The organism is Streptomyces sp. NPDC088400, from assembly GCF_044753355.1.
GTDB lineage: Bacteria > Actinomycetota > Actinomycetes > Streptomycetales > Streptomycetaceae > Streptomyces.
On sequence record NZ_JBIVMZ010000008.1, the window covers coordinates 205186 to 228223 of the forward strand.

The 23038-nt window shown below is 70.7% G+C and carries 15 protein-coding genes and 1 pseudogene; 10 read left to right on the top strand and 6 right to left on the bottom strand.

All coding sequences use genetic code 11. The features are described from left to right. Window positions 1-120: 120 nt before the first annotated feature. Complete coding sequence (locus ACIQD6_RS21515; protein ID WP_401884685.1) at window positions 121-2760, top strand: helicase C-terminal domain-containing protein; 2640 nt, start codon at window positions 121-123, stop codon at window positions 2758-2760. Window positions 2761-3365: 605 nt separating this feature from the next. Here ACIQD6_RS21515 and ACIQD6_RS21520 read toward each other — a convergent pair. After that, the gene (locus ACIQD6_RS21520; RefSeq protein WP_401884686.1) at window positions 3366-4016 is read right to left on the bottom strand and encodes a VanZ family protein; all 651 of its coding nucleotides are present in this window, start codon (window positions 4014-4016) and stop codon (window positions 3366-3368) included. 274 nt (window positions 4017-4290) lie between these two features. Between ACIQD6_RS21520 and ACIQD6_RS21525 the strand changes: the two genes are divergently transcribed. Beyond that, a complete protein-coding gene (locus ACIQD6_RS21525; protein ID WP_401884688.1) occupies window positions 4291-5940 on the top strand; it encodes a DNA repair helicase XPB in 1650 nt (549 codons plus the stop codon). 62 nt (window positions 5941-6002) lie between these two features. Here ACIQD6_RS21525 and ACIQD6_RS21530 read toward each other — a convergent pair whose 3' ends face one another. Together ACIQD6_RS21530 and ACIQD6_RS21535 are read right to left on the bottom strand one after the other, a co-directional pair. After that, window positions 6003-7325: a glycosyltransferase 87 family protein gene (locus tag ACIQD6_RS21530; RefSeq protein WP_401884689.1), complete on the bottom strand. Its 1323-nt coding sequence runs from the start codon at window positions 7323-7325 to the stop codon at window positions 6003-6005. Between the two features lie 114 nt (window positions 7326-7439). Then, complete coding sequence (locus ACIQD6_RS21535) at window positions 7440-7643, bottom strand: hypothetical protein (RefSeq protein ID WP_401884691.1); 204 nt, start codon at window positions 7641-7643, stop codon at window positions 7440-7442. Window positions 7644-8023: 380 nt separating this feature from the next. On the opposite strand from ACIQD6_RS21535, the gene ACIQD6_RS21540 reads away from it, so the two are divergent. After that, window positions 8024-10228: a HelD family protein gene (locus ACIQD6_RS21540; protein ID WP_401884692.1), complete on the top strand. Its 2205-nt coding sequence runs from the start codon at window positions 8024-8026 to the stop codon at window positions 10226-10228. A 354-nt stretch (window positions 10229-10582) separates the two neighbouring features. On the opposite strand, the gene ACIQD6_RS21545 is transcribed toward ACIQD6_RS21540, so the two are convergent. Then, window positions 10583-11305: a copper homeostasis protein CutC gene (locus ACIQD6_RS21545; RefSeq protein ID WP_401884693.1), complete on the bottom strand. Its 723-nt coding sequence runs from the start codon at window positions 11303-11305 to the stop codon at window positions 10583-10585. Between the two features lie 357 nt (window positions 11306-11662). Between ACIQD6_RS21545 and ACIQD6_RS21550 the strand changes: the two genes are divergently transcribed. From ACIQD6_RS21550 to ACIQD6_RS21580, 7 genes and pseudogenes are all read left to right on the top strand, one after another. Continuing rightward, window positions 11663-13897, top strand: a complete 2235-nt coding sequence (locus ACIQD6_RS21550; protein WP_401884990.1) for a heavy metal translocating P-type ATPase — start codon at window positions 11663-11665, stop codon at window positions 13895-13897. Between the two features lie 295 nt (window positions 13898-14192). Then, window positions 14193-14353: pseudogene (locus ACIQD6_RS21555) on the top strand (IS1380 family transposase); the annotation flags it as partial. Window positions 14354-14835: 482 nt separating this feature from the next. Then, entirely contained in the window at window positions 14836-16248 is a 1413-nt protein-coding gene (locus tag ACIQD6_RS21560) for a hypothetical protein (RefSeq protein WP_401884694.1), read from the top strand. Window positions 16249-16295: 47 nt separating this feature from the next. Next, complete coding sequence (locus ACIQD6_RS21565) at window positions 16296-17336, top strand: hypothetical protein (RefSeq protein WP_401884696.1); 1041 nt, start codon at window positions 16296-16298, stop codon at window positions 17334-17336. A 43-nt stretch (window positions 17337-17379) separates the two neighbouring features. Continuing rightward, entirely contained in the window at window positions 17380-18060 is a 681-nt protein-coding gene (locus ACIQD6_RS21570; RefSeq protein WP_401884697.1) for a hypothetical protein, read from the top strand. A gap of 177 nt (window positions 18061-18237) precedes the next feature. Then, window positions 18238-19500 (top strand): Cmx/CmrA family chloramphenicol efflux MFS transporter, encoded by a 1263-nt coding sequence (locus ACIQD6_RS21575; protein ID WP_401884992.1) that lies wholly within the window; start codon window positions 18238-18240, stop codon window positions 19498-19500. A gap of 48 nt (window positions 19501-19548) precedes the next feature. Beyond that, complete coding sequence (locus tag ACIQD6_RS21580; RefSeq protein WP_401884698.1) at window positions 19549-19761, top strand: type II toxin-antitoxin system VapB family antitoxin; 213 nt, start codon at window positions 19549-19551, stop codon at window positions 19759-19761. Here the strand turns inward: ACIQD6_RS21580 and ACIQD6_RS21585 are convergent. Together ACIQD6_RS21585 and ACIQD6_RS21590 are read right to left on the bottom strand one after the other, a co-directional pair. After that, window positions 19745-22102 (bottom strand): PQQ-binding-like beta-propeller repeat protein, encoded by a 2358-nt coding sequence (locus ACIQD6_RS21585; protein ID WP_401884699.1) that lies wholly within the window; start codon window positions 22100-22102, stop codon window positions 19745-19747. The genes ACIQD6_RS21580 and ACIQD6_RS21585 overlap by 17 nt on opposite strands. Before the next feature lie 214 nt (window positions 22103-22316). After that, on the bottom strand, window positions 22317-22907 hold the full coding sequence (locus tag ACIQD6_RS21590) for a DUF3455 domain-containing protein (RefSeq protein WP_401884700.1): 591 nt from the start codon (window positions 22905-22907) through the stop codon (window positions 22317-22319). Between the last annotated feature and the right edge of the window lie 131 nt (window positions 22908-23038).

Here is a 23038-nt window from a genome sequence, read left to right on the forward strand (position 1 = left end):
ACGAAGAGGCTGTTGGAGAAGGCCGCCGCCGACCCCAGGGCCGAGGAGCGCGGGCAGAGCGCCCCTCAGGGGCTAACGTGGAACGGATGGGGACCCGCGAAGCCTGAGCAGGAGGCGCACGTGCCAGAAGGAACCGGCGGTACGCCACCGCGCACGCTTGCGGAGGCGCTGCGCACCCAGGGGGACGAGTCACTCGCCGCCCTGCTGCGCGCCCGCCCCGATCTGCTCAACCCCGTACCGGGTGACCTCTCCCAGCTCGCGACCCGCGCGGGCACCCGCGCGTCGGTCGTGCGGGCGCTGGAGCGGCTCGACCGGTTCACGCTCCAGACGGCGGAGGCGCTGGCCGTCGCGCCGGAGCCCGCGCCGTACGACACGCTCCGCGCGCTGCTGACCGGCGACGAGGGCGACGCGCGGATCGAGGCGGCGCTGCCCGGCGCGGTCCGTACGCTCCGCGACCAGGCGCTGATCTGGGGCGGCGACGACCGGCTGCGGCTGGTCCGTACCGCCCGTGAGCTCCTCGCCCCCTCCGCCACCCACCCCTCGCCGACCGGCCTCGGGCCGACCGTCGCCGAGGCCACCTCCGGCATGTCGCCGGGCCGCCTCCAGGAGATCCTGACGGCGGCCTGGCTGCCCTCCACCCACGATCCGGTCTCCGCCGTCGCCTCGCTGACCGCGCTCTTCACCGACCGCACGCGCATGGCGGCTCTGCTCGACACCGCTCCGATGGACGCGCTGGCGGTCCTGGACCGGCTGGTGTGGGGGCCGCCGTACGGAGAGGTCACGTCCAGTCCCACGCCGCCCGTGCAGTGGCTGCGCGACCGGGGGCTGCTGCTGCCCGCGACGACCCGGACGGTCGTGCTGCCGCGCGAGGCCGCTCTGCATCTGCGCGCCGGGCGCGCGCACCGTACGCCGGAGCCTGTGGCCCCCGCGGTCGCGCCCCGCGCGGACGGCGCGGGCTCGGCGTCCGGCTCCGGGGCTGCGGGCCGTCCACAGGTTGTGGACAGTGCGGCCGCGGGCCAGGCGTACACCGCGCTCGCCACCATCGAGGAGCTGGCCAAGGACTGGAACGAGGGCGGCCCGAACGTCCTGCGCGCCGGCGGTCTGTCCGTCCGCGATCTCAAGCGCACCGCCACCGCCCTGGAGGTCACCGAGCCGGTGGCCGCCTTCTGGGTCGAACTGGCCTATGCGGCAGGCCTGTTGGCGGCGGACGGCGAGGCGGACGAGCGGTACGCGCCGACGCCCGCGTACGACGACTGGCAGGAGCTCCCGCCCCCGGAGCGCTGGGCCCGCCTCGCCACGGCATGGCTGACGGCGACGCGTACGGCGGGCCTGGTCGGCAGCCAGGACAGCAAGGGCCGGACACTCGCCGTGCTCGGCCCCGACCTGGACCGCGGCCAGGCGCCCGAAGTACGGCGCCGGATCCTCGACCTGCTCGCCACCCTCCCCGAGGGCACGGCCCCCGACCCCGAGTCGCTGCTGGCCCGGCTGCGCTGGGAACGCCCGATGCGCGGCGCGTCGGCCGCCGGCCGCTCCGACGACCTGCGCGCGCGGCTCGCGGCCTGGACCCTGAACGAGGCGGAGATGCTGGGCATCACGGGCCGGGGCGCACTCGCGTCGCACGCCCGCGCACTGCTGGCACCGGCCTCGGGCGCGGCAGCGTCCTCGGACGCGCCCGACGACGGCATGCACGCCGGTACGCACTCCCTCGCGCCGCCCGCGCCCCCCACCACCGCGGCCGAACTCGCCGCCGCGGGCCGACGCGCCGCCCACGCGCTCGCGCCGTTCCTCCCCGAACCTCTCGACCACGTCCTCCTCCAGGCCGACCTGACGGCCGTGGCACCCGGTCCGCTGCTGCGGCACCTCGCCGAGCTGCTGTCCATCGCCGCCGAGGTCGAGTCGAAGGGCGGGGCGACCGTCTACCGCTTCACTCCCGCGTCGGTACGCCGTGCCCTGGACGCCGGGCAATCGGCGTCCGACCTGCACGACTTCCTCAAGAACCACAGCCGTACGCCCGTGCCCCAGCCGCTCGCCTACCTCATCGACGACGTGGCCCGTAAGCACGGCCACCTCAGGGTCGGCTCCGCCTCGGCGTACGTACGCTGCGACGACGAGGCCGTACTGGACGAGATCCTCGCCGACAAGCGGTCCCAGGGCATGCGCATGCGCCGCCTCGCCCCGACCGTCCTGGCCGCCCACGCCGACCCGGCGGCGCTGCTGGAAGGGTTGCGCGGCATGGGATTCGCACCGGCGGCCGAGTCCGCCGAGGGCGACGTCCTGATCACCCGCGCCCACGCCCACCGCACACCGCCCCGGACCGCGCCGGCCCCCGTTCCGGACGGGCCGCCCGTGCCCGACGGGACGCTGCTCGGCGCGGCGGTACGGGCGATCCGGGCGGGAGACATGGCCGCCACGGCCGTCCGCAAACCGGTCCCCGAGCCGTCCTCCCCCTCATCCCGCTCAGCCGCACACCGCCGCGCCTCGGCAGCGGAGTCCGCCACGGCAGCGGCTTCCAGGGACGGCTCCCTGCCCCGTACAACCTCCGCAGAGACCCTCGCGACGGTCCAGGCCGCCGCCATGACCGGCTCCGCGGTCTGGATCGGCTACGTCAACGCGGACGGCGCGGCCAGCCAGCGCGTCATCGCACCGGTCCGGGTCGAGGGCGGCTTCGTCACGGCGTACGACCACACGGCGGACGAAGTCCGTACGTACCCCTTGCACCGCATCACGGGGGTGGCCGAACTGGCCGACGACCCGGCGTAGCGCCTCCCGGCGGGGGCCCGTAGTTGTGCGCCGTTGTTGGCGGGGGCCGGTTTTTCGCGTGCGGGCTGTTGCCGGGTGCCGTGTGCCGTCCGACGGGGACGTGGTCCGGGTGCGTTGTTGGCAGGGCCGGTTTTTCGCGTGCGAGTTGTTGCCGGGTGCCGTGTGCCGTCCGGCGGGGCGTGGTCCGGGTGCGTTGTTGGCAGGGCCGGTTTTTCGCGTGCGGGTTGTTGCCGGGTGCCGCTCCGGGGTCATGTCCTGCACTGCATGATTTACGCCGCGTGCGGCTCAGTTCTTCGTGTGACGGCTCGTGAGCGGCACAAATCACGCTTTACGTTCCGGACACGACCCCTGCGCGACCCCCTTCACCGCCCGCCACAGACCACCCCACCGGGCGGCAGGCGAGGATCCGGCGGGAGGGGGTCGGGGTCGCAGGAGGTGACGTGTCCGGACGTAAAGCGTGATTTGTGCCGCACGACAACCCGCACCCGAAAAACAACCCGCACGCGGCGTAAATCATGCAGTCCGGACATGCGCCTCCGGAGGCCCCGGCACCCGCACCCCACACCCCCGCCGGACGGCGACACGCACCGTCAAGGGTCAGGGATTCAGCGGCGCAGCCAAGCCGGCCGGTACTCCCGCCCCAGCCGCGCGAAACGGCCCGCGGCCTTCGGCTTCGGCTTGGCCGTCGGCGTCCCCTTCGACAGCCGCGTGGGCTTGGCCACCGGCTTCGGCTTCGACGTCCGCTTCGGCTGCGTACGCGATACCGGCTTCGGCTGAGCCTTGGGCTGCGCCTTCGGCTTCGGCACAGTCGCCGCAGGCTTCCGCGCCGCCGATTCCCGCGCCGCCAGCGCGTGGAAGCGCCGCCCGATGATCCGCCCCAGCAGCGCGTACGCGATCAGCGCGCCACTCGTGTTCAGGATCACGTCGTCCACGTCGAAGGCACGCCCCTCGACCATCGCGCCCTGAGCCAGTTCCACCAGCGCCATCACCAGCGCGGTCAGCAGCACCACCCGCACCATGCGCATCCTGCGCGGTACGAGCACCGGCAGGATCAGCCCGAAGGGCGCGCCCATCAGCAGGTTGCCGCCGGCCTGCTTGCACGCGCCGAGGAAGCTGTAGTTCTCCACGTACTGCCGCAGCGAACGTCCCGGCGTGAGGTTGGCCCCCGCGATCCCCTCGGAGGCCGGGGACGGTGTCAGGGTCAGTCCGGCCAGCACCGTCGAGAAGGCCACCAGGGCGACGAAAGCCGCCGTCATGATGAGGATCCGTAGGAGGGTCCGGCGCCATGAGGCACCTGCCGGGGCGTGTTCGACCCGCTGGGAGCTTTCCGTTTCAGCCGTCATAGGACCCGGGTGCCCCGGCCCGACTCGGATACGCCGCCGAAGACTACGCGCGATAGGCGACCATAGAAGGCGGCGCGCGTCCCCGGCGTGCCTGCCGGGACACCCTTCCGGCGTCGAGCGCGGGCCTGACCCGTGCCGTGACAGGTGATGTTCCTGTCCCGCGACGACCCTATTCCTGGAGGAATGTGTGTCCTGCTTGATCGTCCAGAGCGACAAGACGTTGCTGCTCGAAGTCGACCACGAGCAGGCCGACGCCTGCCGTCGCGCCATCGCGCCGTTCGCCGAGCTGGAGCGCGCCCCCGAGCACATCCACACCTACCGGCTCACCCCGCTCGGCCTGTGGAACGCCCGCGCCGCCGGGCACGACGCCGAGCAGGTGGTCGACGCGCTCGTGGAGTTCTCGCGGTATCCCGTGCCGCACGCCCTGCTCGTGGATGTCGCCGAGACGATGGCCCGTTACGGCCGGCTCACCCTCTCCAAGCACCCTGTCCACGGGCTCGTGCTGACCTGCACCGACCGGCCGGTCCTGGAGGAGATCCTCCGTTCCAAGAAGGTCCAGCCGCTGGTCGGGGCGCGGATCGACCCGGACACCGTCGCCGTGCACCCGTCCGAGCGGGGCCAGATCAAGCAGACGCTCCTCAAGCTGGGCTGGCCCGCCGAGGACCTCGCGGGTTACGTGGACGGCGAGGCGCACGCCATCGAGCTGGACGAGGCGGAGTGGTCGCTGCGCCCGTACCAGAAGCAGGCCGTCGAGGGGTTCTGGCACGGCGGGTCGGGCGTGGTCGTGCTGCCCTGTGGAGCGGGAAAGACGCTGGTCGGGGCCGGTGCGATGGCGCAGGCCAAGGCGACGACGCTGATCCTGGTGACCAATACGGTCTCGGCCAGGCAGTGGAAGCACGAGCTGGTGAAGCGTACGTCGCTGACCGAGGAGGAGATCGGCGAGTACAGCGGTACGCGCAAGGAGATCCGCCCGGTCACCATCGCCACGTACCAGGTGCTGACGACTCGGCGTAAGGGCATCTATCCGCACCTTGAGCTGTTCGACTCCCGCGACTGGGGCCTGGTCATCTACGACGAGGTGCATCTGCTGCCCGCGCCGGTCTTCAAGTTCACCGCCGACCTCCAGGCCCGGCGGCGGCTCGGGCTGACCGCGACGCTCGTACGGGAGGACGGCCGTGAGTCGGACGTCTTCTCGCTGATCGGACCGAAGCGGTTCGACGCGCCGTGGAAGGAGATCGAGGCGCAGGGCTACATCGCCCCGGCGGACTGTGTCGAGGTACGGGTCAACCTCACCGACAGCGAGCGCCTCGCGTACGCGACGGCCGAGGCGGAGGAGAAGTACCGCTTCTGCGCGACGACGGCGACCAAGCGGAAGGTGACGGAGGCGCTGGTACGGAAGCACAAGGGCCAGCAGACCCTGGTCATCGGCCAGTACATCGACCAGCTCGACGAACTGGGCGAGCACCTGGACGCCCCGGTCATCAAGGGCGAGACCAGCAACGCACAGCGCGAGAAGCTCTTCGACGCGTTCCGGCAGGGCGAGATCTCGGTGCTGGTCGTGTCGAAGGTCGCGAACTTCTCGATCGACCTGCCCGAGGCGACGGTCGCGATCCAGGTCTCGGGTACGTTCGGCTCCCGCCAGGAGGAGGCCCAGCGGCTGGGCCGGGTGCTGCGCCCGAAGGCGGACGGCCACGAGGCGCGGTTCTACTCGGTCGTCGCCCGCGACACCATCGACCAGGACTTCGCGGCGCACCGGCAGCGGTTCCTGGCGGAGCAGGGGTACGCGTACCGGATCGTGGACGCGGACGAACTGCTGGCGGACAGCTCCGACAGCTGACGCGTCGGTCGGCGCGGCACCGGCTGCTCCGGCAGCACCGGCAGCTTCCGACAGCTGGCCCGTCACCTGCCGAAGCCGACGGGCAGCTCCGGCAGTTGGCGCTGAGCCGGTGGGCGGTTCCCGCCCGTCCCCGTCCCGCCCGTCCCCGTTCCGGCGGTCGCTCCCGCGCGCGTCCGCCACGCGGTGACGGCCAGCAGCCCCACCGCGACCAGCGCGTACGGAGACGCCAACGGCTGCTGCCACCAGGCGAGTCGTAGCTCCAGCGCGCCCCCGTGCGGTACGGCCCAGAAGCTGCGCGCCGTCCAGACCGCCCCGGCCGTGACGGCCGTACGGAGCCTGCCTTCCGCGATCAGTACCGCCAGCAGCGGTACGCACCACACCCAGTGGTGCGACCAGCTGACCGGCGAGACGAGCAGCGCGGTCAGCGCGGCGGCCAGTACGCCCCAGGGCTCCGACCCGGCCCGTACGAAGGCCCTGCGGGCGGTCCACAGCCCGCAGACGGCCGTGAGTACGGCGGCGATTGCCCATATCGTGCCCGGGTCCGGGGTGTGCAGGACGCGCGCGAACAGCCCCCGCAGCGACTGGTTGTCGACGATCCACGTCTCACCGGCCCGGCCGGTGTCGAGGACGCGCCGCGTCCAGAACTCGCCGCTGGCCGCCGGGAGTACGAGCACCCCGAGCAGCACGGTGCCGGTGAGGGAGGCGAGGGCGGTCAGCCCGGACCGTACGCGGCCGGTCAGCAGCAGGTACCCGATGAAGACGGCCGGGGTCAGCGTGACGCCCGCCGCGATACCGAGGGCGAAGCCCTTGCCGAGCGCGTGCTCGGGGCGCGACAGGTCCCACAGGACGAGGCAGGCGAGGGCGAGGGTGACCTGCCCGAAGAGGACGGTCTGGAAGACGGGTTCGAGCCAGAGCCCGAAGGCCACCGCGACGGCGGCCAGGAGCGGCACGGACCGCCCGGCGAACCGTCCAGCGGGCCGTCCAGCGGGACTTTCGGCGGGACTTTCGGCCGGCCGTTCGGCGAGCAGCCACCCGGGCCGTTCGGCGGGCAGCCCGGCGAACCGCCGTGAGAGCCGTACGAACAGGGCCAGCAGCGCGACGTTCCCGGCGACGAGGACCACCTTGAGAGCGCCGACGGGCAGCCAGGTGGCCGGGACGAAGAGGATGGCGGCGAAGGGCGGGTGGGCGGCGGGCAGTTGGCGCCCGGTGACGGTGAATCCGTAGACGTCGGTCCCGTCGACGACGGCCGCGCCTTCCGCCCGGTAGACGAGCGCGTCGGCCGCCGGGATGCCCCGGGCGACGCAGAGGGTGGCGAGGGCGGCGAGCGACAGGGCGAGTACGACCGCTGCGGTGAGTGAGCGGGGAGTCACGGTCCGGTAGGTCACGGCCGCGACCCTAGTGGATCGGGAAATCGGCGGATGAGGGGTGTGGCTCGGTGTGGCTGGGATGGACCGGCCCGAAGGGCCGAAGGGACGTCCTGAGAGCAGAGGTCCAGAGGTTCAGTGGCGCTTGATGCCCGCCTCCTCGCCGTACTCCCCGAGGACGGCGACGCTGAACGCGGTCGTGAAGAACACCGTGACCGCGCGCAGCGCGTTGCCGACGGAGTGACCGGAGGCGGAGTGGGACGCGGAGCCCATCGCGGACGCGCCCGTACGGTGCGCGTCGTGCGGGGCGTGGGCCGGGGGGAAGGTCGCTGTGGTCATGTATCCAGGATCGTTTCCGCACCTTGTGGGCACATCGCCCTCCGGTGTGAACCCGCTGTGAGCCGTCGTACATCTCGCGGCTCATGGCCGTCCCCTGGAAGGAGGAGGGGGCAGGGGAAGCAGGGACGGAGGAGGGACGACGGCGAGGACGGCGAGGACGGCGAAACTCATTCGCCTGTTCATCACCTACCGGCTACAATCTCCCACCTTGCCCGCCTCCCTGGACGAGTCATTCCGAAGTCCTGCGGAGCGCCGCCGTCCGGACGGAAACCGGACGGCCGACCGTCATGACCTGATCCACGCCGCCCGGACCCCGCCGCCCGTCGCCCGACGGGGTGCGGCCCGTCGGCCTGCGTACAGCCAGTCCCGGAGGCAACACCGTGCCCGCGCACGCCCCTGAACCCGACACGACGACCGCCCCGACCACCACGGCCGACGGCACCGACCCCGATCCGCTCGCGCGCGAGCGCGCCCACCTCGGCGCTTCCCGCTCCGCCCTGCGCGCCATGCGCGAGGACGTCCAGGCGCTCGACATCCGCGATGTCACCGCGAACTGGGTCAACGCCGCCGTACTGGAGTCCCAGATCGAGGAGCGCGTCAAGGCGCTCGCCGATCTCTCCCACACCCCGCTCTTCTTCGGCCGCCTCGACTACCTGCACCGCGTGGGCGGCGCGGAGGCCGAGGGCGCCGAGGGCGAGCGCTTCTACATCGGCCGGCGCCATGTCCATGACGCCGACGGCGATCCCATGGTCATCGACTGGCGCGCGCCCGTCTCGCAGCCGTTCTACCGGGCCTCGAAGTCGGATCCGCTGGACGTCGGTCTGCGCAGGCGCTTCGGTTACACCGCCGGTGACCTGACCGCGTACGAGGACGAGCACCTCTCCGACCCCACCGAGGCCGAGCAGTCCAGCAAGCTGCTCCAGGCCGAGATCGAACGCCCGCGCGTCGGCCCCATGCGGGACATCGTCGCGACGATCCAGCCCGAGCAGGACGAGATCGTACGGAGCGGCCTCGGCGGGACGGTGTGCGTGCAGGGCGGTCCGGGCACCGGTAAGACCGCCGTCGGCCTGCACCGGGTCGCGTATCTGCTGTACGCGCACCGTGACCGGCTGGCCCGTACCGGCACCCTGGTCATCGGACCGAACGCGTCCTTCCTCCACTACATCGAACAAGTCCTCCCGACCCTGGGCGAGTTGGAGGTCAAGCAGTCCACGGTGGACGACCTCGTCGCCTCGGTGGAGGTACGGGGGACGGACCCCGCGCCCGCCGCCGTCATCAAGGGCGACGCCCGTATGGCGGAGGTGCTGCGGCGGGCCGTGCGGTCGCATGTGACGCTGCCGGCCGAGCCGGTGGTGGTCGTACGGGGCTCACGCCGGTGGCGGGTACCGGCGTACGAACTCGAAGAGATGGTCCAGCAGTTGCTGGCGCGGGACATGCGGTACGGCGCCGCGCGCGAGGCCCTGCCGCAGCGCATCGCGCACGCCGTCCTCGTACGGATGGAGGAGGCCGGTGAGGCGCCCGACGACCGGGTGCAGGACGCGGTGGCGCGCAACGCGGCGGTGAAGGCGGCCGTGAAGTCGGTCTGGCCGCCCGTCGATCCGGCGAAACTGGTGCTGCGGCTGCTCTCCGACGCGGAGTTCCTGGCCACGCACGCGGAGGGCCTGCTGACGCCCGACGAGCAGGCGACGATCCTGTGGGCGAAGCCGGCCCGGAGCGTGCGATCGGTGAAATGGTCACCGGCGGACGCGGTTCTGATCGACGAGGCGGGTGATCTGGTCGCCCGTACGCACTCCCTGGGGCATGTGGTGCTCGATGAGGCCCAGGACCTGTCCCCCATGCAGTACCGCGCGGTCGGCCGCCGCTGTTCGACCGGCTCGGCGACGGTCCTGGGCGACCTGGCGCAGGGGACGACGCCCTGGGCGACGTCGAGTTGGGCGGAGGCGCTGCGGCACCTGGGCAAGTCGGACGCGCTGGTGGAGGAGTTGACGGCGGGTTTCCGCGTACCGCGCGAGGTGATCGCGTACGCGTCGAGGCTGCTGCCGTCGATCTCTCCGGGGCTGGCGGAGGTGGCGTCGGTACGGGAGTCGCCCGGCTCGCTGGAGGTACGTGAAGTAGGGGGAGCGGGGGAAGCGGGAGAAGTGAGGGAAGCGGGAGAAGGAGGGGAAGCCGGGGAGCGGACCGCCGCCCCGGACGCAACCGCCGCGCTGGACCGGGCGGTGGTGGCGGCGTGCGTGGAGTCCCTGGCGCACGAGGGCTCGATCGGCCTGATCGCGGCGGACGCCCGCGTCCCGGCCCTGGCGCAGGCGCTGACGGCGGCGGACATGCCGTACCTCTCCCCCGGCCAGGAGACGACGGCCGCCTCCCGGCTGACGCTGGTCCCCGCGTCGCTGGCGAAGGGCTTGGAGTACGACTACGTGGTCCTGGACGAACCAGCGGCGGTCGTGTCCGGCGAACCGGACGAACGGACCGGCCTTCGGCGCTTGTACGTGGCCCTCACCCGGGCGGTCTCGGGTCTGATCGTGCTGCACACGGCGCCGCTGCCGGGGGCGTTGAGGGACGGCGCCACTGCGGACCCGCTCAGCTGAATCGTCTGAATCGTCTGAACAGCTGAATCGTCTGAACACTCCTACGACGCATCCGTCCGCGTGCGGGTTGGTGCCGGTGAAGTTCTGCGGCAGCCCGTACCAAGCAGGCCACTACACGTGGTGGCACGGCACCCTGCGGGACACACTGAGCCGGGTACCGGGCCTGACCGACGGCGACTTCACCGCGCACTCCCAGCTGGCCGCCACCCGCGCGGACCTCGTGGAGCACCTCACCGACCCCGGCCTCGGGGGCATGACCCCCGAGGACATGAGGGCGCGGCTGGCGGCCTTCGCGGCCAGGGTCCTGGGTCCTGGGTCAGGAAAAGAACCTGGCCTGACTCAGGCGTCGAGCGCTCACGCGTCGAGCGCCTCGCGCCACTCCCGTACCGCCCCCGCCGACACCGCCCCTTCCCAGCCCTTCACCCTGGCCGCGCCCCCGATGTGGAACCCGTCGACCCTCGCCGCCAGCAGCCTCGGCAGGTGGTCCAGCCGGAGTCCGCCGCCGACGAGCATCTGCGGCCCGTAGCCCGGTTCGCCCTGGTCAGCAGCCGCCGCTTCCCTCAGCAGCGTCGGCATGCCGTCGTCCACACCCGCCGCCGATCCCGCCGTGAGGTACGTGTCCAGCCCCGGCAGGTCCGCGAGCCGCTTGCGCAGTGCGTCCCGGTCGGCCGCGCGGTCGATCGCCCGGTGGAAGGTCCACCGGCAGCCGTCCAGCTCCGCGATCAGCCGTTCCACCGTCACCAGGTCCGGCGTCCCGTCCGCGTCGAGGAAGCCGAACACGAACTCGTCCGCGCCCTCCGCCCGCATCCCCCGCGCCGCGCCCACCAGGGCATCCACCCCGCCGGACCCGCCTTCCCCCGCTGCCCCACCCACCGCGAACCCGTCCGACAGCCGAAGCATCACCCGCAGCGGAAGGTCCACGGCGGCGCGGATCTTCGCGAAGGTCTCGCGGGACGGGGTCAGCCCGTCCGCCGCCATGTCGGTGACCAGCTCAAGACGGTCAGCGCCACCGCTCCGGGCGGCGATCGCGTCCTCCGTGTCGAGAGCGATCACCTCCAGGACTGCACGCTTGCTCATGGGACCTCATTCATCGGGTACAGGTCTAGTCCAATATTCAAGCCTACGGGGACACCGCGAGCCCGGCAATGACGCACCACGCCGCCCCCCTCCCCCACCCCTTCAGGAGCCACGGTCACCCTTGCCATAGATACCCATGGGGGGTATACATGAAGTCCAGACAATACCCCTAGGGGGTAGGATGATGTATAGATCGACACCCTCGATCACGTCGACACCCTCGATGACGATGACAAGGAGCCGTCAGCCATGAGCCCCTCCGGAACCACCGGCGCTCACGCCGACACTCACGCCGACACCCGCACCGGCGCGCACACCGGCTCACCAGCCGCCGAAGTCGAGCTCGTCATCGGCGGTATGACCTGCGCCTCCTGCGCGGCCCGCATCGAGAAGAAGCTCAACCGCATGGACGGGGTCGAGGCCACCGTCAACTACGCCACCGAGAAGGCCAAGGTCAGCTATCGCGGCGAGGACGTCGCCGTACAGGACCTGATCGCCACCGTCGAAGCCACCGGCTACACCGCCCAGGAGCCCGCTCCCCGGCACCCGGAACCCGACGACCGGGACGCGGGAGAATCGACGGACGCCAAGGCCGCGGAAGACGCGGAGGACGCCGAACTCCGGCCTCTGCGCCAGCGGCTCACCACCGCCGTCATCCTCTCCGTACCGGTCATCGCGATGGCCATGATCCCGGCCCTCCAGTTCGACAACTGGCAGTGGCTGTCCCTGACCCTCGCCGCGCCCGTCGTCACGTACGCCGGCTGGCCGTTCCACCGCGCCGCCTGGGTCAACGCCCGCCACGGCGCGGCGACGATGGACACCCTGATCTCGGTCGGCACGTCGGCCGCGTTCCTCTGGTCGCTCTGGGCGCTGTTCTTCGGTACGGCGGGCATGAGCGGCATGGTCCACCCGTTCGAGCTGACCATCGCGCGCACCGACGGCGCCGGGAACATCTACCTCGAAGCCGCCGCCGGAGTCACGGCCTTCATCCTGGCCGGCCGCTACTTCGAGGTCCGTTCCAAGCGCAAGGCCGGAGCCGCCCTCCGTACGCTGCTGGAACTGGGCGCCAAGCACGTCACCGTCCTGCGCGACGGCCGTGAAGTCACCGTGCCCACCTCGCGGTTGCGGGTCGGGGACACCTTCCTCGTACGGCCCGGCGAGAAGATCGCCACCGACGGCACCGTCGTCGAGGGCTCCTCCGCCATCGACGCCTCGATGCTCACCGGCGAGTCCGTCCCGGTGGAGGTCTCGGTCGGTGACCCCGTCACCGGTGCCACGCTCAACGCGGGCGGCCGGATCGTCGTCGAAGCCACCCGTATCGGCTCCGACACCCAACTCGCCCGCATGGCCCGCATGGTCGAGGACGCCCAGAACGGAAAGGCCGCCGCGCAGCGCCTCGCCGACCGGATCTCCGCCGTGTTCGTCCCGGTGGTGATCGTCCTCGCGCTCGGCACGCTCGGCGTCTGGCTCGCCCTCGGCGCGGGCCTGACCGCCGCCTTCACCGCCGCCGTGGCCGTGCTGATCATCGCCTGCCCCTGCGCCCTCGGCCTGGCCACCCCGACCGCCCTCATGGTCGGCACCGGACGCGGCGCCCAACTCGGCATCCTGATCAAGGGACCCGAGGTGCTGGAGTCCACCCGCCGTGCCGACACGATCGTCCTCGACAAGACCGGCACGGTCACCACCGGCCGGATGACGCTCCTCGCCACGCACAGCTCTGCGGGCACGGACGAGACCGAAGTACTGCGGCTGGCGGGCGCCCTGGAACACGCCTCCGAGCACCCCATCGCCCGCGCCGTCGCGGAAGGCGCCGCCGAGCGCGTCGGTACGCTGCCCGTCCCCGCGGACTTCGCGAACGTCCCCGGCCTCGGGGTCCAGGGCGTGGTCGAGGGCCACGCCGTCCTCGTGGGCCGGGCCAAGCTGCTCGCGCAGTGGGAGATCCACCTCCCGGAGGCACTGGAGCGCAGGAAGACGGACGCCGAGGCGGCAGGCCGTACGGCCATCGCCGTGGCCTGGGACGGCGAGGCACGGGCCGTCCTCGAAGTCGCCGACGCGGTGAAGGAGACCAGCCCGGAGGCCATCCGGCGGCTGCGCGCCCTCGGGATGACCCCGATCCTGCTCACCGGCGACAACAGGACCGTCGCCGAAGCCGTCGCCGCCGAGGTCGGGATCGATGCCGGCCAGGTCATCGCGGAGGTCATGCCCCAGGACAAGGTCGACGTCATCAAGAAGCTCCAGGCCGAGGGCCGGTCCGTCGCCATGGTCGGCGACGGCGTCAACGACGCCGCCGCCCTCGCCCAGGCCGACCTGGGTCTCGCCATGGGCACCGGCACCGACGCCGCCATCGAGGCGGGTGACCTGACACTCGTACGGGGCGACCTGCGCGCCGCCGCCGACGCCATCCGCCTGGCCCGCCGCACCCTCGGCACGATCAAGGGCAACCTCTTCTGGGCCTTCGGCTACAACGTCGCCGCCCTGCCCCTCGCGGCGGCCGGTTTCCTCAGCCCGATGATCGCGGGCGCGGCTATGGCGTTCTCGTCGGTCTTCGTCGTCGGCAACTCGCTGCGGCTGCGGAGCTTCAAGGCTTCTTAGACGCCCAGGGGGCCTAGGGCCTCTCGTTTGGATCTTGCCGGGCTCGCGTGCCCTGGCACCGCGCCTCGCCGCGTTGTCGTCACTCCACGACGCTCCGCGTCGCCTCCCTCCTCCGCCTTGCGATCCACGGCACCAGACCCCGCTCCCTGATCCGGCCTGATCCAAACGAAAGACCCTAGCCTCGGGCTTTCACGAGCGGGCTTGTGCGATCTTGAACAAATAGCCGGAGCACGCTGCTGAGCAGCAACGGTGGGACTTGCCAGGGGTTCTGTCCGCTGCAAGGAAAGACGCCACGAAATTTGCCCTGGCCCAGCTACCGAAGACCTACCGGCGCGGACGGCAGGCTCTGATCCGCACCGGCTCCGCCGGGGTACCCACGCGTTCCTGAACTGGCTGACGGTGCGCGGCCGGTGGCTGTCCTGCTCGGTCGGGATGAAGATCACCGGCGCTGTACACCATGCGCCCTCGACCTGATTGCCGACTCGCTGGTCCTGTCCCGTGCCATCACCGTTCTCCTGCACACAGAATCACTAACAAAATCACCAGAGAATTGAAGAGGGGGTCTGGACTTACCTTTCAGGACCTCTCCGGCGAGTGGTCGGATTTGCGATCCGATTCTTTGCTCGTAGGCGGTGAACACGAGCAAGGGCGACCAGCGATACGGCGTGAATGTCACGCTATTTACATGAACCTCCCCAGGGAAATGCCCCTTTTGGGACCGCGCGGCGGTCGACGCACGCCATGGGCATGACTCTCTTGACAGCCTTTGAATCGCAAGCGAAACTTTGAAGAACTCGCCTCGGGCGCTATTTCGCCACTCCTGCTCCACGCACAGTTTTCGCTCGCTGCTACGTGCACTGGCCCCATTTACCTTTACCGAGACGGCTCTCATGCGCCCAGGTTTACTCCGTTGATTTCGGCAGGAATAAGGGTTTCCAATGAAATTAGCTCTGATTTCAGGGGACGGGCTCCCGGTGAGTGGCCTGCTCACCATCTTCAGGAACGTGTTGGAGGCAGAGTTCCCGAACAACACTCTGGCACTTCCGGTCGTCGCGGACCTCGGCTTCTCCTGGCGGCCCGACAAGAAGAACTTCTTCCCTCGGGGATGTGAAGACGGCGGGTATCCCGAATGGATGTCCGTCAGTACTGCTGTTCCCCTGGACTTGGCGAGGGACGAACTTGAGGACGCGCTCACCACGCTACGCAGTGCCGTGGCTCGCGCGGACAGCCTGGACGAAAGTGAATCCGCGGATGTCTGGCGCCTCGTGGAGTCGATCGCCAAGCCCTACGAGGACTACTTCAGCGGATGGTTCGAGGAGCATGACGTCGACTGGGTCTGCGCCGTCAACATGACGCTCTCCGACGCCGTTCCGGTGACGCTGGCTCTGCACAGGGCAGCGGCCCGGCGGTGGCCGGCCGGTGCCCGGGGCGGTGTGCTCTTCTGGGACCACGATCTCTTCGGCAGCTATGCGGTCTTCGAAGAGGGGGCCCGCGTGTACCCGCCAGAACCGAATCAGTTCACCCCGCTACCTGGATCCGGCCCTTGCCACCGATGGGCGGTCGTGTCACCGGGACTGGCGCTGGAAGCCGCCGACTATCCGACCGAGCTCAGCGCCATGACAGTGCCGAACGTGCTTCCGACATTGGGCTCCTGGGAGCTGGAAGGACGACATGAAGCCTTCTGTGAACAACGAGGGCTGTCCTCGAACAGACCGCTGCTACTCGTTCCCGTGCGCGTCTTTCAGGTCAAAGGCGTCGAGATATCCGTCCGGGTGTTCGCGGAGATCAAGAGGATCTGCGAGAAACGGAGTCTTCCCGTTCCGCAGCTACTCGTCTTCGGCAGCCTGGACGAGGATCCGCCGTATGCCGAAAAGGTTGTCTCTGCCGCCCGGCAGATGAACGTGCAGGACGATGTCGTCTTTCTGGACGGGGTACCTCTGTCGAGTCATCAGGATGCAGCGCTCCGATGGCACCTCGACGAGGTCGATCTGCTGCGGCTGTGCCGGGCCGGCGGGGGAGCCGTGCTCTTCACCCCGAACACAGCCGATGTCGAGAGCGTCGGCCTCGGGCCGGCCCTCGCGGCCATTTCGGAAGTTCCTTGTGCCGTCACCGACTACGCGTGCTTCGAGGACATCTATGGCGCCCAGAGCGGCTGCGTCAGGATCACGGACACCGAGGAACTGACAACCGCGGCCGAAAGGCTGGTGGATCTGATGGTTCGTAATTCCGAGGGTGACCCTCTGGTGCGGGAAATCATGAGGCGGGACAAGGAACAGGTCCTGCGCTCATTCGACCCGCAGCCATGGAGGCAGCTCCTGCGGGAGATCGTCCACACCGCAGCACCGCATTGAAGGTCACTGCGAACCGCCAAAAGGACAGTACGACACAGGAGACGAGAGTGGAAAACGTCAGGGGAGTTCAAAAGCCGCACAGCGGATTGCTGGAGATGACACTCACCGAGCAGGCGGCCCTGGAATGCGGGACGCTGCTGGACGATCTGTCCGGGAAGTTCGAGACGGCTGATGATCCGGTGTTTCTGAGGCAGGCCGCCCGCCACGCCTCGAATCTCCCCGTCGAAGTGCTCGACGCTCTGGACGGCTTGAAGTACTCCGAGTCGGTCGCGGCTCTGGTGATCCGCAACGGCCCAGTGGGGGAGGCAGAACTCCCGACCCCCCGCCACTGGAAGGAGCGTGATCCGAGGGCGACCGTTCGCCAGGACATATGGCTGGCGTTGACCACTTCCCGACTGGGCGACCCCATAGCCTGGTCCAGCCTCCAGGACGGACGGCTGTTCAACGACGTGTTACCGATGCCCGGACAGGAGCACCAGCAGACAGGCCACAGCAGTGAAGCAGACCTGGAACTGCATGTCGAAGACTGCTTCAGCGACGATCGGTGCGATGCACTGGCCCTGCTCTGTCTGAGGAACCACGACAAGGTCACCAACACGATCGTGACGGCTACAGACCTGGACTTCTCGCGTCTGGATCTCGATGTGCTCTTCTCACCCCGCTTCCTGATCAAGCCCGACTCCGAGCATCTACGGAGGACGGGCAGTGGGTCGAAGGTGGCGAGTGAGGCGAGTCCCCTGCTCTTCGGATCACGCCAATCGCCCTATCTGCGCATCGACGTCCCCTACACCGAGGCTTTGCCCGGAGATGTACAGGCCAAGGCGGAACTCGATGCGCTCTGCGCACAACTCGCCGAGCGGGCCACCGTCTTGTGCCTCGCGGAAGGCGATCTGCTGCTGGTGGACAACTTCCGCGCACTGCACGGTCGCGGGACGTTCCAGGCCCGCTACGACGGGACGGACCGCTGGATGCGCAAGCTGACGGTCGTGCGAGATCTACGTCGCAGCCGCCGCTTCCGCAGTGGTGCGGAAGGCCGAGTAATCAGCCTCTTCGACGAATCGACGCCGCAGACAGCTACATCGCACTGATGCCGGACGCACGGCAAACAGCTCGCTCGCTATCGTCGGTCGTATGACCGCCCCCGACCTGCGTAGCCGGTTCGCCGCGACGCTGCACGCCCTCCTCCGCGACGCCGGTGCCGACACCGAAACCGGTGTCGGCACCGGCACCAGCTCAGGCGCCGACCCGTCCCCGTACGCCGACAACCTCCTCGCCCGCTGGGCAGAGCCGCAGCGGCGCTACCACACCACCGATCACCTGACCGCCGTCCTGGACCACATCGACACGCTCGCCGAGTACGCCGACGACCCCGATCTCGTACGCCTCGCCGCCTGGTTCCACGACGCCGTCTACCGCCCCGACCGCTCCGAGAACGAGGAACGCTCCGCCCGCCTCGCCGAACGCGCCCTGCCCGAGGCGGGTTTGAGCGACGACGGTACGAGCGAGGTCGCCCGGCTCGTCCGTCTCACCACCACCCACGCCGCCGAGCCCGGCGACCGCAACGGCGCCGTGCTCTGCGACGCCGACCTGGCGATCCTGGCCTCGGGCCCCGACGCGTACGCCGCCTACACGGCCGCCGTACGGGAGGAGTACGGCTTCGTCCCCGACGACGCCTTCCGCGCGGGCCGGGCGGCCGTGCTGGAACAACTGCTGGCCTTGCCGCGCCTGTTCCGTACCCCGTACGGCACCGAGCGGTGGGAGGCCCCCGCCCGCCGGAACCTTGCATCCGAACTCGCCTCGCTCACCGGCTGATCGCCGCGCCGACGAGTCCGTGCACCGGGAATTCGGCCGTCGGCACCGGCGTTGGCCCCTGATATGCCCGACTCCGCCGATCGACGCCCAGCCGCGCCCACCGACGTCGTCCCCGCACCCGCACCACCCGTACGCGCGTCCGCGCCCGTACCCGCGTCCGCGCCCGTACCCGCCCGCATGCCGGTGGCCGTGTACGTCCTGGGCCTCTCGGTCTTCGCGCTCGGTACGAGTGAGTTCATGCTCTCCGGCCTGCTGCCGCCCCTCGCCGACGACATGAACGTGTCCATCCCCACCGCCGGGCTCCTCATCTCCGCCTTCGCGATCGGCATGGTGATCGGCGCCCCGCTGCTCGCCGTGGCGACCCTGCGTCTCCCCCGCCGTACCACCCTGACCGCCCTGATCACGGTCTTCGGCCTGGGCCAGGTCGCGGGCGCGCTCGCCCCGACGTACGAGGTGCTCTTCGCTTCCCGTGTGATCAGCGCGCTCGCGTGCGCCGGTTTCTGGGCGATCGGCGCGGCCGTCGCGATGGCGATGGTTCCGCTGGGCACCCGTGCCCGTGCCATGGCGGTGATGCTCGGCGGGCTCTCCATCGCGAACGTACTCGGCGTCCCGGCCGGTGCCTTCCTCGGCGAACACTTCGGCTGGCGCTCCGCCTTCTGGGCCGTCGCCGTGGCCTCCGCCATCGCGCTGGCCGGCGTACTGACACTGATCCCGCGCATCCCGCTGCCCGACGAGAAGCCGCGCCTCAAGCGGGAGTTGGCCATCTACCGCGACCGTCAGGTCTGGCTCGCCGTCGCCGTCACCGCACTGGCCGCGGGCGGTGTCTTCTGCGCGTTCTCGTATCTCGCCCCGCTGCTCACGGACGTGGCCGGGCTGGACGACGGCTGGGTCCCGACCGTGCTCGGACTGTTCGGCCTGGGCGCGCTGATCGGTACGGCGATCGGCGGCCGGTACGCGGACGCGCACCTCTTCGGCGTCCTGATCAGTGGCATCACCGCGTCGACGGTCCTGCTGGTCGTCCTGGCGCTCACCGCGTCGAACCAGGTCGCCGTCGTCACAGTGACGTTCCTGCTCGGCGTCTCCGCCTTCTATACGGGCCCGGCCCTCAACGCCCGTATCTTCAACATCGCCTCCGCCGCCCCCACCCTCGCCGGCGCCACCACCACCGCCGCCTTCAACCTGGGCAACACGGGCGGCCCCTGGCTCGGCGGTGTCGTGATCGACGCGGGCTTCGGCTTCGCGTCGACGGCCTGGGCGGGGGCGGCGATGACGGCGCTCGCGATCGCCCTGACGACGCTGTCGCTACGCTTCCACCGCAAGGCGGCGGCCAGCAAGATCGTCACGAGCTCGGGCCCGGCGCCGACGTCGGCATCGGCATCGGCATCGGCATCGGCATCGACGCCATCCAAGCGCCCCGAATGCCCGATGCCCAACGCCTGAAGGCTGTCCCGAGACTGAGACCTCAAGGAGACCTTCGCGGCCAGGACAGTGATCGACCTCGACGAGACCATGGTGGCCGAGGCCATGCGCATCTTCGGCACCAAGACAAAGGCCCAGGCCGTACGGCTCGCCATGGAGGACGCCGTCGAGCGGCACCTGCGGCAGGAGGGCTTCGACGCCATGGACGCCGGCGAGTTCGACTTCAGCGAGATCATCGAGAGCACCGGCCCCCGGAACTACCCGATCACTTCGGGTCCGTAGGACGCTCAGGGCGGTCAGGGCGGTCAGGCCGTACGGAGAAGGCCGTGTCGCCCGCCACCGCCACGATCGCGTCCTTGACCAGCATCACGCTCGGTGTGTTTCCCGCTATGTCCCGCACGCCGTTCGGCGCGGCCGTGTGCCACCGCTCCGCCCCGGTCTCGCGGTTCAGCGCCAGCAGGCGGCCGAAGCGGTTGGTGAGGTAGACGCTGTTGTACTTCGCCGACACCACCGGTGGCGACAGGCTCTCCGTTTCCGTCGCCTTCTGCCACAGCTGCTCGCCGTCGTCCGGCGCCACCGCGGTGACCGTTCCGTTCTCCGCCCCGAAGTAGACGACGCCGTGCGCAAGTGTGGCCGTACCGCTCGGCGTTCCCGCCAGCGGCACCCGCTTGACGGCGCCGCTCCTCGGATTCACCCGCAGCAACTCCGTGTACGGCGGCGTGCCCGAGGTTCCCGCCGCTTGCTCCTGGTCCTGCGGAACGGCGAAGAGAAGTTGGCCGTCCACGACACCGAGTGGTTCCGCCATCGAGGGCAGCTTCGCGAGGTCGCGCCGTGTGCCGTCGGACGGGTCGAGCCTCAGCAGGGTGAGCGAGCCCGTACCGGTTCCGTCCCCCGACTCGCACAGTCCGTACGGCACATCGCCCAGCGCTCTCGGGAGGCAGGAACTTCCGTCCGACGCCGTCGCCGGGGCCCTCCACAGTTCCTCGCCCGACGTTCCGTAGGCCACGAACTCGCTCTGGGAGGCAGACAGCGTCAGCACGCCACCGCTGAACAGGTGCGCGGGAGCGTCGTCCTCGCTGATGCTGTGCCTCCACCGTTCCTTCCTGGTGTCGGCGTCCAGAGCCACGATCTGGTTGTTCCTGTTGCCGGCGACCGCGTCGTCCGGCTGCTCGTAGACGTAGACGAGCCCGTCCCGGACGCCGAGAGGCCGCACCTCCTGCGGGTTGGTGCCTGCCCGCCACCGGACGCGGCCGGAGGCGGCGTCGATCTTGGCGACGGTGAAGCCCGTACCGCCGCAGTACAGGGCGCCTCCCTCCGAGAGGCACCCGGACTCCGTGTAGAAGAGCGGGTCGATGTCCGCGGTGCGGTGGGTCAGGCTCGTTCGCCAGGGCTGCCAGTCGGCCGGCAGCGCCGCGGGGCGCGCGTCGCCGGCGGTCCCGGACGCGGCGGGCTGCTCCGGGGTGGCGCCCCAGTAGGACGCGAGGTTCACGGCCGTGACGCTCAGCCCTGTGACGGCCAGGGCCGCGGTGACGCTGATGAGGATCCGCCGCGCCCGACGTCCGCGACCGGTCCGGGCCTCGGCCTTCCCGTCGTCCGTTCCCCGGGTGGCTGTCCCGTCCCGGGTGGCTGTCCCGTCGTTCGTTCCCCGGGAGTCCTGGGCGTGGGGGCCGCCCTGCATGTGGGGCCCGCCCTGCGTGTGGGGGCCGTCCCAGGGACCGGGCCGGGGCCGGGGCCGGGGCCGGGGACCCTGGCGTCGGGACTCCGCGAGTGCCGCCGCCCCCGGCGGGAGCGGCTCGGCGGTGTCCGGCAGCGTACGGAGCAGGTCCCGTAGCTCCGCGAGGTCGGGCCGGGCGTCCGGTTCCTTCTCCAGACAGCGTTCGGCGATGCTCCGGAGCGGCTGCGGGACGTCGTCCAGGACCGGGGGCTCGTACATCACCTGATAGCCCGTCAGATACGGACTGGCCCCGTCGAACGGCCGGTTGCCCGTCGCCGCGTACACCAGTAGCGAGCCGAGCGAGAACACGTCCGAGGCAGCGGTGACGTCCCTCGGCGCGGTGAACTGCTCCGGCGACATGAACGGCGGGGTGCCGATCACCCGTCCGGTGATGGTGAGGGTCTGGTTGTCGGTGGCGCGCGAGATTCCGAAGTCGATGACGCGCGGCCCGTCCTCGGCCAGCAGTACGTTGCTGGGTTTCAGGTCCCGGTGCACGACGCCCGCCTGGTGGATGTCCCGCAGCGCCTCGACCAGCCCCAGCCCCAGCGTGCGCAGCTCCGGACCGGCCAGCGGGCCGTCACCCTTGACGACTTCGGTCAGGGTGCGGCCGGGCACGTACAGCGTCGCCATCCACGGCTGCTCGGCCTCCGTGTCGGCGTCCACCACGGGGGCGGTGAACGCCCCGCTCACCCTGCGGGCCGCCGCGACCTCCTGCCGGAAGCGCGTACGGAACTCCTCGTCCATCGCGAACTGCGGGTGCACGACCTTCACCGCGACCTGCCGCCCGGAGGCGGATCGGGCCAGGTGGACGACTCCCATGCCGCCACTGCCCAGCCGGTCGACCAGTTCGTAGCCGCCGATGGATGCCGACGACGTGGACGTGGACTCCGGATCGCCGGACTGCGACATCGCCGGTCACCCTCCCCAATTCCCTCGCGCCTGGCACGGCCGTTTCCGGCAATCAGACTAGCCCGGCGTCGAACGGGGGATCGAACAGTGTCCCGTAGGTGGCGTGGCTCGGGGCCCGTAGGTGATGAGGCCCCGGGCCTCGTAGGTGATGAGGCCCCGGCGGCCGGCCGATGGCCGGCCGCCGGGGCCTCCGCCTATGCCTATGCCCCTATGCCTATGCCTCGGGCGCGTAGAACACGTACGTGGCGGAGTACCCCACGCTCACCTGCCCCGCATCCGTGGCGCACGCCCCGGCGGGCGCGAGTCCGCCCCGCGTCTCCAGGCGCTGGATGTACGACACGTCCGCGAAGAGACCGGTGCCCCGGTGGGTGGTGGCCTTCAGGAGCAGCTGCGGGATCGCGCCGTCACGCGGCACGTTCGCGACGGCGGCGGCGTTGACGGCGCTGCCGTCGTCCGTGGACACCCACACCGGCCCGCGCGAGTGGAGCGCGACAGCACGACGTGTCGGGTCGCCCTGCTTCCAGAGCGTGGCCGCCGGCTCCAGCAGCGTCCAGGCGCCGTCCGTGCACGTGTAGGTCTGCACCCCTCGCGCGTCGAGCACGGAGGTGCGCACGTTGCCGGCCGGAACCGCCAGCTCCGTCGGTACGTCACGAACCTTCGCGGGCTTGCCCGGTATCGCGGCGTGCGCGGACGCGGCGGCCGTTCCCTCGCTCGCTCCCGCTCCGCCCGCACCCGCCAGCAGAGTCGCGCCGGTCAGGGCGAGACAACCGGCGGCAACGGTCACGCGCTTGGCAAATCTCTTCACCGAGGTCTCCAAATGCCTTGCTGGAACGCGGAGTTCAGAACGAATCCGCTGGCATGACCATACGATCAGGAGCTCGCGGGGCGGTCACCGTCCGTGGCCATGAGGGGTACGTCACACGGCACGGAGCCCCG

Excerpts from the sequence above, each read along its gene's own strand:
- ACIQD6_RS21560 (WP_401884694.1), top strand. The coding sequence starts at position 14,836 with ATGAAATTAGCTCTGATTTCAGGGGACGGGCTCCCGGTGAGTGGCCTG.
- ACIQD6_RS21575 (WP_401884992.1), top strand. The coding sequence starts at position 18,238 with ATGCCGGTGGCCGTGTACGTCCTGGGCCTCTCGGTCTTCGCGCTCGGT.
- ACIQD6_RS21550 (WP_401884990.1), top strand. The coding sequence starts at position 11,663 with ATGACCTGCGCCTCCTGCGCGGCCCGCATCGAGAAGAAGCTCAACCGC.
- ACIQD6_RS21570 (WP_401884697.1), top strand. The coding sequence starts at position 17,380 with ATGACCGCCCCCGACCTGCGTAGCCGGTTCGCCGCGACGCTGCACGCC.
- ACIQD6_RS21535 (WP_401884691.1), bottom strand. The coding sequence starts at position 7,643 with ATGACCACAGCGACCTTCCCCCCGGCCCACGCCCCGCACGACGCGCAC.
- ACIQD6_RS21545 (WP_401884693.1), bottom strand. The coding sequence starts at position 11,305 with ATGAGCAAGCGTGCAGTCCTGGAGGTGATCGCTCTCGACACGGAGGAC.
- ACIQD6_RS21520 (WP_401884686.1), bottom strand. The coding sequence starts at position 4,016 with ATGACGGCGGCTTTCGTCGCCCTGGTGGCCTTCTCGACGGTGCTGGCC.
- ACIQD6_RS21585 (WP_401884699.1), bottom strand. The coding sequence starts at position 22,102 with ATGTCGCAGTCCGGCGATCCGGAGTCCACGTCCACGTCGTCGGCATCC.